The 15,290-nt window shown below is 37.4% G+C and carries 11 protein-coding genes and 4 tRNA genes; 9 read left to right on the forward strand and 6 right to left on the reverse strand.

Going from position 1 to position 15,290, the window contains the following annotated elements; translation table 11 throughout:
- The first annotated feature begins 162 nt into the window (after nucleotides 1-162).
- The gene (locus CA2015_RS10430) at nucleotides 163-1,260 is read left to right on the forward strand and encodes a transporter substrate-binding domain-containing protein (RefSeq protein ID WP_048641854.1); all 1,098 of its coding nucleotides are present in this window, start codon (nucleotides 163-165) and stop codon (nucleotides 1,258-1,260) included.
- Between the two features lie 88 nt (nucleotides 1,261-1,348).
- Here CA2015_RS10430 and CA2015_RS10435 read toward each other — a convergent pair whose 3' ends face one another.
- Complete coding sequence (locus CA2015_RS10435; protein ID WP_048641855.1) at nucleotides 1,349-1,885, reverse strand: RNA methyltransferase; 537 nt, start codon at nucleotides 1,883-1,885, stop codon at nucleotides 1,349-1,351.
- A gap of 186 nt (nucleotides 1,886-2,071) precedes the next feature.
- Between CA2015_RS10435 and mutS the strand changes: the two genes are divergently transcribed.
- The 3 genes from mutS (at nucleotide 2,072) to CA2015_RS10450 (ending at nucleotide 5,055) form a co-directional block, all read left to right on the forward strand.
- Nucleotides 2,072-4,672, forward strand: coding sequence for a DNA mismatch repair protein MutS (mutS, locus tag CA2015_RS10440; RefSeq protein ID WP_048641856.1), 2,601 nt, complete (start codon nucleotides 2,072-2,074; stop codon nucleotides 4,670-4,672).
- 133 nt (nucleotides 4,673-4,805) lie between these two features.
- A tRNA-Gly gene (locus tag CA2015_RS10445) sits at nucleotides 4,806-4,878 on the forward strand.
- 93 nt (nucleotides 4,879-4,971) lie between these two features.
- A tRNA-Leu gene (locus tag CA2015_RS10450) sits at nucleotides 4,972-5,055 on the forward strand.
- A gap of 89 nt (nucleotides 5,056-5,144) precedes the next feature.
- Here CA2015_RS10450 and CA2015_RS10455 read toward each other — a convergent pair.
- The 5 genes from CA2015_RS10455 to CA2015_RS10470 form a co-directional block, all read right to left on the reverse strand.
- Nucleotides 5,145-7,301: a two-component regulator propeller domain-containing protein gene (locus CA2015_RS10455; RefSeq protein ID WP_048641857.1), complete on the reverse strand. Its 2,157-nt coding sequence runs from the start codon at nucleotides 7,299-7,301 to the stop codon at nucleotides 5,145-5,147.
- Between the two features lie 249 nt (nucleotides 7,302-7,550).
- Nucleotides 7,551-8,045: a hypothetical protein gene (locus CA2015_RS10460; RefSeq protein WP_048641858.1), complete on the reverse strand. Its 495-nt coding sequence runs from the start codon at nucleotides 8,043-8,045 to the stop codon at nucleotides 7,551-7,553.
- Nucleotides 8,046-8,287: 242 nt separating this feature from the next.
- The gene (locus CA2015_RS10465; RefSeq protein ID WP_048641859.1) at nucleotides 8,288-8,671 is read right to left on the reverse strand and encodes a hypothetical protein; all 384 of its coding nucleotides are present in this window, start codon (nucleotides 8,669-8,671) and stop codon (nucleotides 8,288-8,290) included.
- A 491-nt stretch (nucleotides 8,672-9,162) separates the two neighbouring features.
- Nucleotides 9,163-9,408, reverse strand: coding sequence for a GIY-YIG nuclease family protein (locus CA2015_RS24570; protein WP_084011720.1), 246 nt, complete (start codon nucleotides 9,406-9,408; stop codon nucleotides 9,163-9,165).
- A gap of 40 nt (nucleotides 9,409-9,448) precedes the next feature.
- A tRNA-Pro gene (locus tag CA2015_RS10470) sits at nucleotides 9,449-9,522 on the reverse strand.
- A gap of 402 nt (nucleotides 9,523-9,924) precedes the next feature.
- Here CA2015_RS10470 and CA2015_RS10475 point away from each other — a divergent pair.
- The 5 genes from CA2015_RS10475 (at nucleotide 9,925) to CA2015_RS10490 (ending at nucleotide 15,071) form a co-directional block, all read left to right on the forward strand.
- Nucleotides 9,925-9,998, forward strand: a tRNA-Asn gene (locus CA2015_RS10475).
- A 458-nt stretch (nucleotides 9,999-10,456) separates the two neighbouring features.
- Nucleotides 10,457-11,788, forward strand: coding sequence for a hypothetical protein (locus tag CA2015_RS10480; protein WP_048641860.1), 1,332 nt, complete (start codon nucleotides 10,457-10,459; stop codon nucleotides 11,786-11,788).
- Between the two features lie 199 nt (nucleotides 11,789-11,987).
- Nucleotides 11,988-12,104, forward strand: coding sequence for a PLDc N-terminal domain-containing protein (locus tag CA2015_RS25415; protein WP_394332066.1), 117 nt, complete (start codon nucleotides 11,988-11,990; stop codon nucleotides 12,102-12,104).
- Nucleotides 12,105-12,548: 444 nt separating this feature from the next.
- Nucleotides 12,549-13,496 carry a hypothetical protein gene (locus tag CA2015_RS10485; protein ID WP_048641861.1) on the forward strand — a complete coding sequence of 316 codons (948 nt, stop codon included), beginning with the start codon at nucleotides 12,549-12,551 and terminating at the stop codon, nucleotides 13,494-13,496.
- Between the two features lie 333 nt (nucleotides 13,497-13,829).
- A complete protein-coding gene (locus CA2015_RS10490; RefSeq protein WP_048641862.1) occupies nucleotides 13,830-15,071 on the forward strand; it encodes a Shedu anti-phage system protein SduA domain-containing protein in 1,242 nt (413 codons plus the stop codon).
- Nucleotides 15,072-15,290 lie beyond the last annotated feature (219 nt).

The raw sequence follows: 15,290 nt of genomic DNA on the forward strand, positions 1-15,290 counted from the left end.
ATTTTTTTAAGGACATTTTTCCTGACTTGGAAAATATTTTCATTTTGAGAGAAAAGTTCTGCACCTTATTTTAAGGGTTCTGCTTTTATATTGGAAGCTGTTTAGAATCAATTTATTAATAAATTTCAATAAATTGGGTTGTCCTTAAAAAAACATACGCACATGTTTCAAAATTCTAAAACCCCAGTTTTAATCTTTTCAATTTTAGGCCTCCTTCTATTTACGACAAACCTTCAAGCCCGTCAATTGCGCCTAGACATTGATACCTTGCTTGTGGGTGTGGCAGGAAGTGAGCCGTTTGTCTATGGTGAAGGACAAGAAGTAAGTGGCATTTCCGTGGAAATCTGGGAAGAACTGGCGGCCAAACAAGGATGGAATTATTATTTCAAGTCTTTTAATACCGTGGATGATGCTTTACATTCCTTGGAACAGGGGGCTTTGGATTTGGTGATAGGGCCTATCAGTATTACTTCCAGCAGGGTGAAGGACTTTAGGTTTTCTCAGCCTTTTTATAATTCAAGTTTGGCCATCGTGTCCCGGTCTGAAAAACAAGGATATTGGGACAAGATCAAGCCATTTTTTAGTATTAAATTGTTGATTGCCGTGTTTGTATTTTTATTCATTCTTGCCATAGTGGGTACCCTATTGTGGTTGGCAGAAAGAAAGCATTCCAAGGATCAATTTCCAAATGACCCAATAGATGGGATAGGGAATGGGATGTGGCTTGCCATTGTTACCATGAGTACCACAGGATATGGAGACAAAGCACCAGTTACTTTGACGGGGCGCATTATTGCAGGCAGTTGGATGATTATCTCAATTATTTTTGCTACTTCAATGGTGGCTGGAATAGCCAGTACCCTTACTTTGGCTTCCATGGGAAAATCTCCGGTTTCTAGTATAGAGCAATTGGTAAATAAAAATGTGGCAACCATCTCCAACTCGCCTTCGCAAATGTTTTTGGAGGTACATTATGCCAAGCCTGTGGAGGTGAATACATTGGAAGAAGCCATGTCCATGTTAAATAAAAAGGAGGTTGCTGCAGTAGTTTATGATCGCCCGCAATTGTTGTTTTACCTAAAAAAGCATGGGCCCGAAGATTTATTTATGGCCAAGGCGGAATATTACAAACAGGGATATGGTTTTGCTTTTCCACTCGAGAGTAACCTGGTATATGAAGTCAACAGGGCATTGCTTGAATTGGCGGAAGATCAGGATACGGATGAGATAATTGACAGGTACCTGAGAAGAGAAGAGTGATTGAAGAGTTGACCCAGTATAAATGCACTTGAGTTTACTGGTGTTTATATAAAATAGACCTACAATTTTGCTCTAATTATCCCTTCTTTTATTTAAATCCGTAGGTTTTGCTAACCATGTCCCAAAGGGTTATCCCTATGCTTACTGAGATATTTAAAGAATGTTTGGTTCCAAATTGAGGGATTTCCAATACTTGGTCTGCAGCCAGTACAACATCTTCTTCTACTCCAAACACTTCATTTCCAAATACAAAGGCATAAGGTTTTCCAGGCTTTGGTGCGAATTCATTGAGAGGAGTACTGTGTGAGGCTTGTTCTAGCACACAGATCTCATAGCCTTCTTTTTTTAAAAGCTTGATTGCGTCCAATGTACTTTCGTAATGTTCCCAATCTACTGACTCAGTAGCACCTAGGGCTGTTTTTTGAATTTCTCTATGAGGAGGCTGACCAGTAATGCCGCAAAGAAAGATTTTTTTCACCAGAAAAGCATCAGAGGTTCTGAAGGCTGAACCTACATTATTTAGGCTACGAACATTGTCAAGAATCAGGGCAATTGGATTTTTTTCGATTTCTTTGTAATCCTCAACAGAGAGTCGGTTGAGTTCTTCCATGCTGAGTTTTTTCATCGGGATATAAATTTAAAATTTAAAATGCTGATTTAGTGAATGGTAGGGCTTTCAAAGCCCAAAGGACCTCAAATTTACTTATTTCCAGACAAAAAAAACAAGAGAGACTAAGGCCTAGTATTAGATTTAGGTTTTGTTTCCCTTACATTCTTAATTAAATTCAGGTCCTAAAACCGAAAAATAACAATGGGCAAGACTAAAGCCAAGGAAACCCCTTTAATGAAACAATACAATGCCATCAAGGCAAAGCATCCCGGAGCCATTTTGCTTTTTCGGGTAGGGGATTTTTATGAAACGTTTGGAGAAGATGCAATAAAGGCCAGTAAAATCCTTGACATTGTACTTACCAAACGTGCCAATGGTTCTGCCTCTCACATAGAGTTGGCCGGTTTTCCGCACCACTCTTTGGACACCTATTTGCCCAAGCTGATAAGGGCGGGTAATAGAGTAGCCATATGTGACCAATTAGAAGATCCAAAAGAGGTAAAAGGGATTGTTAAAAGAGGGGTCACAGAATTGGTTACGCCTGGTCTGGCTTACAATGACAATGTGCTGGACAAAAGGCGGAATAATTTTTTAGCAAGTATTCATTTCAGGAATGATCAATTGGGGATTGCTTTTTTGGATCTCTCTACGGGCGAGTTTATGTGTGCCGAAGGGCGCCAATCCTATATAGAAAAACTACTTCAGAGTTTTAACCCTTCAGAAATTATTCATTCTAAAGCAGCTAAGGTAGCAGCTGGAAACCTGTTAAAGAATGATTTTCATACTTTTCATTGCGAGGATTGGGTATACCAAAGCGCGTACACCTATGAAAAACTTACCAATCATTTTGGGACGAAAAATTTAAAAGGTTTCGGAATAGATAATATGGAGCTGGGCAGTACTGCAGCAGGTGCCATATTGTATTATTTAGAAGAAACAGAGCATAAGGAAGTCAAGCATATCGCTTCCATATCAAGGATAGCAGAGGAGAAATATGTTTGGCTGGATAAATTTACCATCAGGAATTTAGAATTGGTTTATCCACAACAAGAAGGAGGGGTGCCACTAATTCAAATTCTGGACAGGACCCAAACACCTATGGGTAGCCGAATGATGAAAAAGTGGTTGGTACTACCACTGAAAGAAAAAGGATTGATCGTAGAAAGGCAAAAATCAGTTAGTTTTTTTTACGAAGCTTCAGAATTGAGGGAGGAGTTGTTTTCCCATCTAAAACATGTGGGGGATCTTGAGCGGTTGATTTCCAAAGTGGCCGTGGGGAGGATCAACCCCAGAGAGATGAACCATCTTAAAAAAGCCTTGCTCAGTACCTTGCCGATTAAGGAATTGATGGGCAATCAGCAAAATGGAGCACTAAAAAAGTTGGCAGACCAATTGAATACTTGTTCCTATCTGCTAGAAAAAATCGATAAAGAGTTGATGGAGGATGCGCCCATGCTTTCACATCAGGGAGGAATCATAAAGGACGGGGTAGATCCTGACTTGGACGAATACCGTAAACTGGCCAACTCTGGTAAAGATTTTCTGGTGCAAATCCAGCAAAGAGAAATTCAACGGACAGGTATAAGCTCTTTGAAAGTAGCCTTCAACAAAGTTTTTGGCTATTATTTAGAGGTAAGCAATACGCATAAAGACAAAGTGCCGCCTGAGTGGATCAGAAAACAAACACTTGTCAATGCTGAAAGGTACATTACCGAGGAGCTTAAAGTTTATGAAGAAAAAATATTGCATGCTGAAGAGCGGCTAATTGCTCTGGAGCAGAAGTATTTCCATTTGTTGGTTCAGGATGCTGGAGACTATGTAGAGCAGATTCAGCAGAATGCAAGGGTTTTGGCAACTTTGGATTGTCTGTTAAGCTTTGCGGAAGTAGCTGCTGAGAACAACTATTGTGCACCTAAAATAGCCGATACCGATGCCATTGAGATCAAGGATGGTAGACATCCTGTAATTGAAAAGCAACTGGCAATAGGAGAGGATTACGTGCCCAATGACATCTACCTGGACAATTCTACACAGCAGGTGATTATCATCACGGGACCGAATATGGCAGGTAAGTCGGCATTGCTACGGCAAACTGCCTTGATCGTGTTGATGGCTCAAATGGGTAGCTTCGTGCCAGCCTCCTTTGCAAGGGTAGGGATTGTGGACAAGGTTTTTACCCGGGTAGGGGCATCAGACAACCTCTCCAAAGGGGAATCTACTTTTATGGTGGAAATGACTGAGACCGCCAGTATTTTAAATAATCTTTCTGATAGGAGTTTGGTATTAATGGATGAAATCGGAAGAGGTACCTCCACCTATGATGGAATTTCCATTGCCTGGTCCATTGTAGAGTATCTGCACAACCATCCCAAATGCAAGGCCAAAACTTTATTTGCCACGCATTACCATGAGTTGAATCAACTGGCCAATGATTTTCCTAAGGTGAAGAATTTTAATGTGGCGGTAAAAGAGTTGGGGAATAAGGTTGTATTTATGCGGAAGCTACAGCAGGGAGGGAGTGAGCATAGTTTTGGTATTCACGTTGCTCAGATGGCGGGGATGCCTAATCCTGTGGTCTTGCGTGCAGCAGAGATCATGAAGTACCTTGAAAAGGACAAACAGCTTCAGCAACACAAGGAAAACATCAAAGACATACCAAAGAACAATTATCAATTGAGCATGTTTGAATTGGATCCAAAATTCAAGGAAGCAAAGGATTTATTAGAGGCTCTTGATATCAATACCATCTCTCCGGTGGAGGCTTTGCTAAAATTAAATGAAATAAAAAAGATGTTGGAATAATTTAGTGCCTTTATTGTCAGGGGAGTAGCATTATGTTGATAAAAATTTCTTTCGTTATATTGGACTTTAAAAATTTACGCGTAAATTTGCATCACAATCACGGAAAGAAAAGCTTTCTGTGTAAAAATAACAAGCGAAAGTAGCTCAGCTGGTAGAGCACGACCTTGCCAAGGTCGGGGTCGCGAGTTCGAATCTCGTCTTTCGCTCACATAAAGCCCTTATCGAAGGGCTTTATTATTTAGATGGCAATTATAGTGGAAATGGTTTTTCCTTTTTCTATATTAGTTGTCGCTAATGTTGCCGGGATGGTGGAACTGGTAGACACGCAAGACTTAAAATCTTGTGACCTCACGGTCGTGCGGGTTCGATTCCCGCTCCTGGTACAATGCTTATTTTTATAGGCAAAGGTTTAAAAGCCGCTTAAATTTATTTTTAAGCGGCTTTTTTATTGTTATCATTTTTTAGGTTTTTCTTACTCCCAATACCCGTAATACCTCCCCATCCAATAGGCTACCAAGTAATAAGTGCCACTTACTTCTGTTTTTCCCCCTCCGCTAATGTTTAATTGTTTGGGGTTGGTGTTCCATCTAAAGGCATTTCCTTCAGGAGAAGGGATGGCGATGTAGGCTTGAGGGCTTCTGCCTCTGCCTGGAAATTCATCAACCCTTAAGTCCCAGCGATGGCTGTTGTCGATAGACCAGGTAATCATGTCCAAGGGGAAAGTTTGAATTTCTCGCAAAGCGATGTTTAAATCCTTGTCCTCCTTTAATAAAGCACTGGCAAAAACATTCCAAACAGGCATGTTGTCTGATTGTACGGCTTTCCAAGATCTTTGGAGGCTTTGTAGGTAAAGTGGGTAGTTGGGGTCTTCTTTGGGTGTGTATTTGAGTAAATTGTAATAAGGGAAGAAATTTAATATGTCATCAGAATGGCTGATGTCAAAAGGGTCTGTCATTTTAGCTTGTAAGGCATTTTGTGCATAGCCTTCTTTCTCTATCAAGTGGCGGTATACCTTCTTGTATTTCGCCTTTCCAGTAAAATGATAGGCTGTTTGCAGAGAGGAAAGGATTTGAAGTGAGTTCAATCCTTTTTCGTAATACCAATTGGAAGATCTGTTCAAGGAGTCAGGGGTCCATATGGCCCACCTTGTGGGTTTCCCATCGTAATCGATCAATTGCAAATCATTGTCTACAATATGGCTAACAATTCTGTCGATCAAGTCTACCACCTTCTTTTTATCCGCCTCATCAGCTACCATGTCATGGTAGAGCGCCATTGAAAATAAATGGCCGACAATCTCATCGGAGCTGGTATCGTCCAGCCATTGCCATTCTCCATCAGGTGATGGGTGCCAGTTTTTTGGATGAGGAGACCTTGAAGGGGCCAAAAGATCTTCTGACCTTACATAGGACCTGGCGGGATAGCCTGGTATTCCTGTGACTGTTTCCAGTCTTTCCAGGGCTTCGAAAGTTCGCTTCGCCTTTGCTTTGGCATCTTCACTTTTGGTGACGCCATATCTGAACGATTCGGCAATGAGGTAGCAGGAGGTCCATAGGCCGTCATTGTCTTGATTTTCCAAAAAGCTACTGTTAATATCTCCTGCGATGGCTAATTTAGATCTGTTGATTATGCCTATCCGATTGTGTCTTTTTTCGATGATGTCTTCAATTCCATTTGCCTTTTGTTCCAGGGTCATGGCTTTTAATCCGATCTCTGAGATGCCATTGGGTGTTGCTACCCATACTTTCCCGGGTTCAATGGGTAGGATGTCGTTGATCTGGTCATCTGCCAACCATCTTTTGCTGGTGTAATACCTCCAGTTTTTCCCCTTGCGGATCAAACCTTTTGGAGTGCCTAACCATAATAGACTGTCTGTTTCAAGTATTGTTGTGACAGGGCCATATGGTAGCCCATCTGCACCTCTTTTTAGCCAATGATTGCCATCAGCGGCAAGGGAGGCGATTGCCTTTGGCGAGCTAAATAAAATGTCTTTACCATTTATTCCGGTGGTTACCGTCAGGTATTGGCTGTCATGCCCTAAGGCTAGGCCAATTTTGTCCACATCTAGCCACTCTCCAGATTTATTTTGCCAAAGGCCTTCGTCGGAGGCGATCCATATTATGCCTTCATTGTCTTGGGTTATTGCATTGATTTTTACATTAGGGAAGGAGGTTACCTTTTCCCAGGCTCCGTTCCACGTGTATAGTCCATGCGTGGTTCCAGTCAAAAGGGTGTTGCTATTAATCCAATGTGTACTTGTGATGGATTGGCGTCCGTCTGTTCGTGGAGGGTTGGGTATTCTATCGCCTTTTTCAGACCAAATGGTTTTGTCATTGTTCATCCATACTGTTTGGGAGTTGTCCGAAGTAGCATTGATTATACCTGAAACAAAAGGTTGGCCTGACCATTGCCCTTCCTTATTGTAAAATATACCATGGGAGGTAACTGCTTTAATTGTATTGCCATGTTTAAATAATTTCACGACGTCTAAACCAGCATTAAGTGGGAGTTCAATTTCTTGACTGACTTCTTGGAAATAAGGGCCGGAAGCTATTTTTTGAGAAAAAACCTGGACTGGGCTGAATTGTAAACAGACCATTAAAAAAGCAGTAAATTTAAAGACTTTCATGTTGTTAAGATTTCTAGCTGACTTGAGGAGGTTGCAAGGGTGATTTTCACGTTTCAATGAAATATTGAGACTCCTAGATTTACTACTTATATTAGGTGTAATAAGGCTATTTAATTCGAATTTATGAATGGAATTGATGTTTTGGTGCTATTCTGCTATTTCTCTTATTGTTTTAATTTTGGGAGGAGACTGTATTTTATTGCGTTTAATCCGGATTATGTAATAGAATGCCTATTGCATATTTCGGGTTTAATCAGCTCTGTTGTATATTGGAGAGGGGGCGCAGGAAGAGAGGGCTATGTCATTGCATGGGGTGGCGATCAATAATTTCATGCCATTGTCTCTGTATTCTAATGTGGAGGTAACGGGCAGAAAACCATTGCTGTTTTCTACAGGGTTCAAGTCATCAAGTTCTCCCCAAGGTTTATCGTTATCAATAAAAAGACTTTGATTAGGCGTGAAAGTGATGTTTTTATCGTCTAGTTGATAAGTGCCTGTTGAGAAAAAATAATACCCTACTAGTTCTCCTGAATTTGGCTGTCGGTAAGTTATGGATTTGGTAAAAGTCCTGTCTTCATTGATTACTAGCGTTGCGACACTATTCAGTCCGTAGCCCTCATGCAAGTTTACGACTTCCCAAGTATCATAAAGGCTTCCATTTGAAAAACTGTCCTCCCAATTTGTACAAGAGCTTGTGCTAATAGCAAACCAAATCAAAATAATTAGAAAATTTGTATGTTTCATGATGGTTATTAAAGGTGTTTAATTGTCAAGACGATTTACTTTTTACAATTGTCTCAATTGCTTGCAATTGAGATTTAAAACTAGGGTTTTTAATTGAAAAGTGTAAATGATAGTGAATCACACCATCTAGCGACTGTATACTAGTAAAGTTAGGAAGAGATTCAAAAAGTGAAAAAGTGGTGTATTTCGGTAGAATCCATCGCGAAAAAGTAAGGATGCGGCTGTTTTAGTCTTGTATCAGGCTATGAAAAGGTCATGTTGTCAAAAATATGCAATTCAATTGTTTTGCCGTTGTCCATAAAGTAGCAATCTGCCAAATTTTCCAAGGGGAGTTTGTGATTCCTTTCCTCGTCAAAGTAGCCTAGTTTTCCTCTTCCATGGTGGTGGTAGGGAGATTTAAAGAAAAATCTAAGTCTGTATTTTGCCGCATTTACAATGGCTAATTCATCTGGCATTTTGCGATGTGCGATAAAGTAATTTGTTAAATGGGTGCGGATTTTGGTTTGGGCAGGTTTTGTCAATACTGGAGGTAAAAATAACCTGCTGGCAATTTTTTCTTCATTGGGATCATTAGATCCGAATGGGTAATGGTGGATGTCTAGTAAATCTGCAGTTACTAATTTCATTGGATATGAGTTTAAATCTTAGTTGATAACCTAAAAACACAATCTGTAATAGGTATAGCTCTTTTATCGGAAACCTTTTATTTTAAAGCATGTTTAATATCTAAAATAAATATTTTAATATCAATATAAGTATGTATATCTATAAAAGCAATGAAAAAAGTTAAAAATAAATTGTTAAAGTTATAAAAAAAATTCTTTAATCTCTGAGAATGATAAGGGTTTATGATAGAAGTTAAAGTGGAGGGGTAAAAATAACTTGTGCCTTGAGAAGTATGTTCAATAAGTATTTAAGGTATTTCGGGGGATGAGAGGCAATCTGAATTTATTTAACTTTTGTTATATGGCTTTATAAGCGGCTATTCTTTCCCAGAATAATTCATAAAAAACGCCAGACCGAGTAAATCCTAGCCTGACTTCTCGTCGGGGTGACAGGATTTGAACCTGCGACCCTCCTGACACTTGTCAGGATACGCTGTCTCGTTGTCTAATAATTAATGATTTTGGATTCGTTCAAGATACCTTCGGCTTCCTAAATTTTTTATTTGACGTTCTTTCCGAACTGCATCGGAACGTTCATTAAAAAATTCGACATGAACTATTTCCCAAGGTATACCAGCTTTAGTAGATTTATTCCGGCCTGATTGATGTCGCTCAAATCGCTCCAAATGGTTTTTACTTTGCCCTACGTAATACCGGTCAGTTGAATGCGAATACAATATGTATACAGAGTAATTCATAAAAAATGCCAGACCGGATTAATCCCAGCCTGGCTTCTCGTCGGGGTGACAGGATTTGAACCTGCGACCTCTTGCACCCCATGCAAGCACGCTACCGAGCTGCGCTACACCCCGAGATTTATTTAATTGTTACTATTTCAATTTTAACGAGAGTTCGATCAAGCGACCTTCCTGACTCATGTCAGGACACGCTACCGAGCTGCGCTACACCCCGAGATTTACTATTAAAACACCCTTATTTGTTTGCCTAAATAGGAAGGGCAAATTTAATTTATTTTTAATTAATTAAAAGTGATTCATTTCAAAAATATTGTCAAGAATAGAACTTGAATGAATGCTAAAAAAAGGATTTACTTTTTTTAATTTTTTTAAATTATATAAGTGCTTGATTTAGAAGATCATTTTTTTTCAATTGAAAAATATTTGAAAAAACCATAGCCTCTTGTTTGGAAAAAATTAAGTTACCTGTTATGTTTGCATCTCAATTAAGGCAAAGGCCTTAAAAAAACAACAAATTCCTCCTTAGCTCAGTTGGTTAGAGCATCTGACTGTTAATCAGAGGGTCCTTGGTTCGAGCCCAAGAGGAGGAGCATACTCAGCTGATGGTCAGTGTATTACCTTAAATGTTGGCCAAAATGTTGTACGGGTAGTTGAAGTAACTTTTTTTATTACTTCCTATCATTTCATGGTTAAAGAGAGCTACAGATTCAATTCTGTAGCTTTTTTTTTGCCACCCCTGGCAAGCATCGAGGTGATGAGGGTCTACATTTGGTTTCCCCATGCCTACCATCTAGCTAAATAGAGTATTCTCTGTAAAGTTGAAACTTGCTGCCCCTAGGCAAGTTCTAAATGCTGACTCATGGCACAAGGTATTCCAGATAACCGTTCCGTTCACTTAACTAGTCACATATAGCCTTAATACGTTCCTTATGGTGGCCAGTGTCTTACAAAGTATGGCTTTTACTTTATCAATTCAAAAGTTTTGATTTTGTTATTATTGGATTTTCATATTACTTTTAAAAGCATGTTGCCAGTAATTTAGAAACTAATGTTCGGAATTAAATCTCAAATAAACGATGGAATGCTATATCTGATAAATGATATGGTTGAGATTCAATTGATAAATGCTAAAAAGGAGCTTTCTGAACTTTCTGCAGGAAATACTGAGAGACGTGAATTTTTAACTGCACAAATAGCCTACAAGGAATCAGAGCTTGAAAAATTCAAAACAGACATAGAAAAACAACTATCTGAAAAATTTCAGTTTTCGATAGAAGAACTCTATGCAATGTACGGTCAGTACGACAACAAATACATCAACATTGAATTTCATAAATTTTCGAAATCAGCAAAAAAGTTTGGTAGAAATATTGACGGAGTTTTAAGCTATTACAAAAAGGAAAGGGAAGAACTTGAAGGTGCTATTTCCAAAGAAAATGTTCCAAGAACAAATGGAATGGTAAAAATAGATTGTCCAACCAATGAAAAATTAACTACCAAACAAATAACGGAATTAATTAAAGTCGGATTTAATTCAAGTGATATTTATGAAGTGTTAGCATCAAATTATCCAGCAGAAAAATCATTTAACCAATCTGGCATAAAAGAAATCCCCAATACCATAAGTGTAAATGTTGACCCAAAATATTTTGACGCAAACAAAGCATATATTTGGACAAACAGCCAAAAAATAATAGACGGACAAATTTTAATTGAAGAAGAACTTGCAAAATTCTGTGGTTTTTCCTTATTCCTCGAACCAGGCTCTGAAAATTTTGACCTTATAAAGAATAACAGCTTTGATAAAAATGGGTGTAAATTACCCTTAGTCCGTTTTTATGAACTTGATGCCAAACTAAATGCTAATGACATATCTCTAAATGAGATGTTAGAATTTAATGCTTTATTGAAAGCTAGAAGGATAGAAAGAACGGAAGCGATAAATAATGAAATCAAAAAATCAACGAATAAAGGGTTAGAGCACTTTAAGCAAGAGTATCCTGAAATATTCGCTGAACTTCAAAAGTCAATAGTCCAGTTTGAAACAGAGAGCCTTGAATATCACGATTTAATTACACCTATTTATTGGGACTTTGAAGGTTATCTTCATATATATTTAAGACATTGTGATGAATTTGCAATCGAGGGTCATTTTGAAAATAAGACAAAATTTCAATACAGTAAGAAAGATATTAAGAGAATACTACAAATTGCAATTAAAAAATTAAAACCGCAAATCAATGTTCGATTAACTTCAGAAAAAGAATTTAGAGTTTATGGAGATAGGACGTTATATTTTAACGGCAATCACTATTCTCTGCATATTTTGAGTAATGGACGAGTAGCTTCATTTCACCCTATGGAAAACCCTAATGAATAAAAACATGAAATGCTCCAGAATCCTACACAACGCCTTTAATCGGCTGTTGTTTGCCAGAATGAAGCAATCTCCCGGTAAAAATAATGTGATGAAACATCTTAAATTCTAAAAATAACACGGTATGGAAAATTCAGATCTTGGTGCATTGATTCTTTTAGCTCAAATAGGATTAATCTGACTATTCCCCATATTAATCATTATCAGCTCCCGGGAAACCACTGGAAGCGAAAAATTAGCTTGGGTATTATCTGTGATTTTTATATCTTGGATTGCTTGGATTTTTTATGTGTTACTGGCTCCGATCAAAAAGGAATAATGAAGTTTGCAATTGTTAATGGCACTAAAGCTGAAGCTACCAAAGGGATTAAAGGTATTTGCCCAAGTTGCGGTTCAGAATTAATTGCAAAATGTGGGAAGGAGAACAGGCTATACTCCAGTAACAATTGGCGCTTATATTCGAAATGCTAAAATTGGGTGATTACTAAAATAAAAAAAACAATCTTAAATACATAACCAATGAAAGGCATCCCACTTATACTTTGGGATATTATTACCTTCCATTTACTTGAGGCTAAGCGAGATTTGCAACATATTCAAAATTTCCGGAACATAATTCCATCAAAACCAGATAAATACAAATCGAGGTCGCATTATGTTCTTTCAAAACGTTAAAAACTTATTAGATTGGTATACCCTGAATGACAAATAACCGTGTGAACTTTAGCCATAAGTTGTGCACAATTAGATTAAAAAAAAAATAATGAATGCTGATAAAGCCAGTTTCTTTCTTAAAAATTTTATCGGAAAACATGATGTGGAGTTTACATACGGCTCAAAGATCATTAAGATAAATGTAAACAAGACAGCTCAGAATGATTTGACAGTACTTAAGTCGAGAGTTGACCATTTTCCTGAAATCTCAGAGCTCTGCATTTTAGGGCCAGATACAGAAGAAAATCTTTCAGAAATTGCTACCTCCATCAAAAATCTTCTGTCTTTAGCTTTTGGCAGACGCATAACATTTGACAGGCACGAGTATTGGTACTCTGGAAATAAAAGGCAATATATTAAAATCATGAGTAAGAACAGTAATTATGGTAACCAAATAATACCTGATTACATGATTTCTAATTATCTAAATTTAGTATTGCCAAATTGGGTCAAACTTAGCATTCAGGAAAAAGACTCTTTATTTGTGATTTTTGATTACTTGAACCAAACAAGCGAAGATTTTTTAGAAGATAGAGTTTTAAGGACAGTTCAGGCTTGGGAGTGTTATGGCTACTATTTCTTTGAAGAGGTGAAATTGCCAGAAAGATTTTCATCTCTTAGAAAACAACTAAAACAGACTTATAAAAGCTGGAAGGCCGAAGTCAATTTTATAGACAATGGGGTACTTATTCAAAGAATTCTTAACTCTATTGATCAGGAAAAATTAATGGCTAAGTATGATAAAATTATTAAAGAAAGTCGTTTGGATCCAAATAAGATAAGTCTTGATTTCAGGAGTCTAAAAGGACTAAGAGATAAAGTAGCACATACAGGAAAAATAGATTTAAACTCTTATTCTGCACATGCTTTATTACAATCAGGTGTATTTGGACTCCAATTAATTTTATTAAAAAGGCTTGGTTACAATGATCTTATTTTTGCTATAGAGAACAATTCCCGTAAAGCGAAAAAGTTTGATGACTACTTTGAAAAATAGCCTTGCTGAACTTTCAGTATGAAATCATAACGGGAAAGTCTTATATCCCATTTACCCATTAATTACTAGTTAGATAATTTTCAGGATTGGCTAAATAGTAAATTGAATGTATATTGCTTCCACTACCCCAAGCGTAAGGGACTTTTATCCATTGGAAGGGCAAACCTTTTCGAACAATAATTACCATTCAATCGTTGCGCAACATTTAAATTTAATTAGGCTTAAAATGCTGAATTTTAAAACATTGAATAATAAAAAAAAATTCTAGACTGAAAGTGAGATGCAACTAATCCCGTATTAAGCTAATAATTGAAAATCATGGCCAAGTAATCTATGGATGAGGAAAAGAGGATAAAAAAAAATCACATTGAAACCATCCAATTTTTAGTTAATAAAATAGGTAAAAAGTATTGGTTACCATTATATCTTTATTTAAAAGAACATCCAAAGCTATTAAAGACGTTTTCCGGATTTTTACTCTATAACGAAAAGGTGGTATTCTACCTTGGAAAAACACATTTAGCAATAGAGTACTTCGGGAATGAACGAGTTGATAAGCTAAAAGAAAGTTTCGAAACATCATTTCTGCTCCATGATTATTCTCTCATTGAAAATGATTTTTTTGACGAGATTATTGGTTTCAGCTATGATAGCAGTTCCGATTCATTCAAGCCTCCGTTACCACTATTTTTAGAAGACCTAATAGTTCCTACCAACCGAGGCTTTGACAAGTTAGCAGAACTGAATTGGAATTTTGATGCCCAAAATGCAATATATTTTTTTAATAGCAATGGTATATCAATTTTAAAAGGCCAATTTGGGAGAATCATCAACGGGCTGTTTTTTGATGCAGATGAAAAAGGACTAAAAACTCGCCATATTAAATGGATCGATTTCATTCCATTGCAATACGATGATTCAGGAGAGGGGCATGACTTTTTTTCTATAAACTTTGGATATTATGATAAACTTGTTGAACAAGATGCTCATTTCGTATATCCATTACCATCATTAGATGATTTCAAATTTTCAAAATTACCTCAAGTAAACCGCTTCATAGAACTTACAGGAAATTCTAGAACTTCCGAACCTGAAATCACAAAATTTCTTGAGCAGAAGGAGAACAAATTTATTCTAACAATGGGATTTCTTGCAAAAGAAATCCATGGTCAACTAAAATGTGAATGGCAAAGCGAAAAACGAGATCCTATTATTCCGGATTTTTTTGTCGTTAGACCGAATGGATTTGCTGATATTGTTGAATTTAAACTTCCTGACCTAGATGGGAGGCCAGTTGTTGGTAAAAATAACCGAGAAACATTATCAGCTAAATTTAACTCCTATATCTCGCAAACAAGAAATTACAAGACATACTTCGAAGATCCAAACAACAGAAAATGGATGTTAGAAAAATATGGTGTTAAAGTACAAAAACCTAAGAGAATTCTTGTTATCGGCAGAAGGTGGGACTTTGCAACAGATGAATGGCGAGAAATAATAAGTGATTACCGGGATATTGATATAATGACTTTTGATGATCTAGTCGATGGTGTTGTTGCACAATTCTATATGTAAATAAAGCCATAATTGACAAACCGAACTGATGCGAATTCAGAATACAAACCCTAAGATTTTCATAATTAGCAGTTTCACTGGAATACAGGTTGGGTTTTTGGAAAGAAAAGAATTGGTTTCCGTACCATTTCATGCATGACCATTTAAATCCCATTGGGGGAATAAAAGTGGTTATCAAAATAGAGCTTTAGGCTACTGTCCATTCTGCCTTTGTGTTCC

Origin of the sequence: Cyclobacterium amurskyense (assembly GCF_001050135.1) — a bacterium.
Lineage (GTDB): Bacteria > Bacteroidota > Bacteroidia > Cytophagales > Cyclobacteriaceae > Cyclobacterium > Cyclobacterium amurskyense.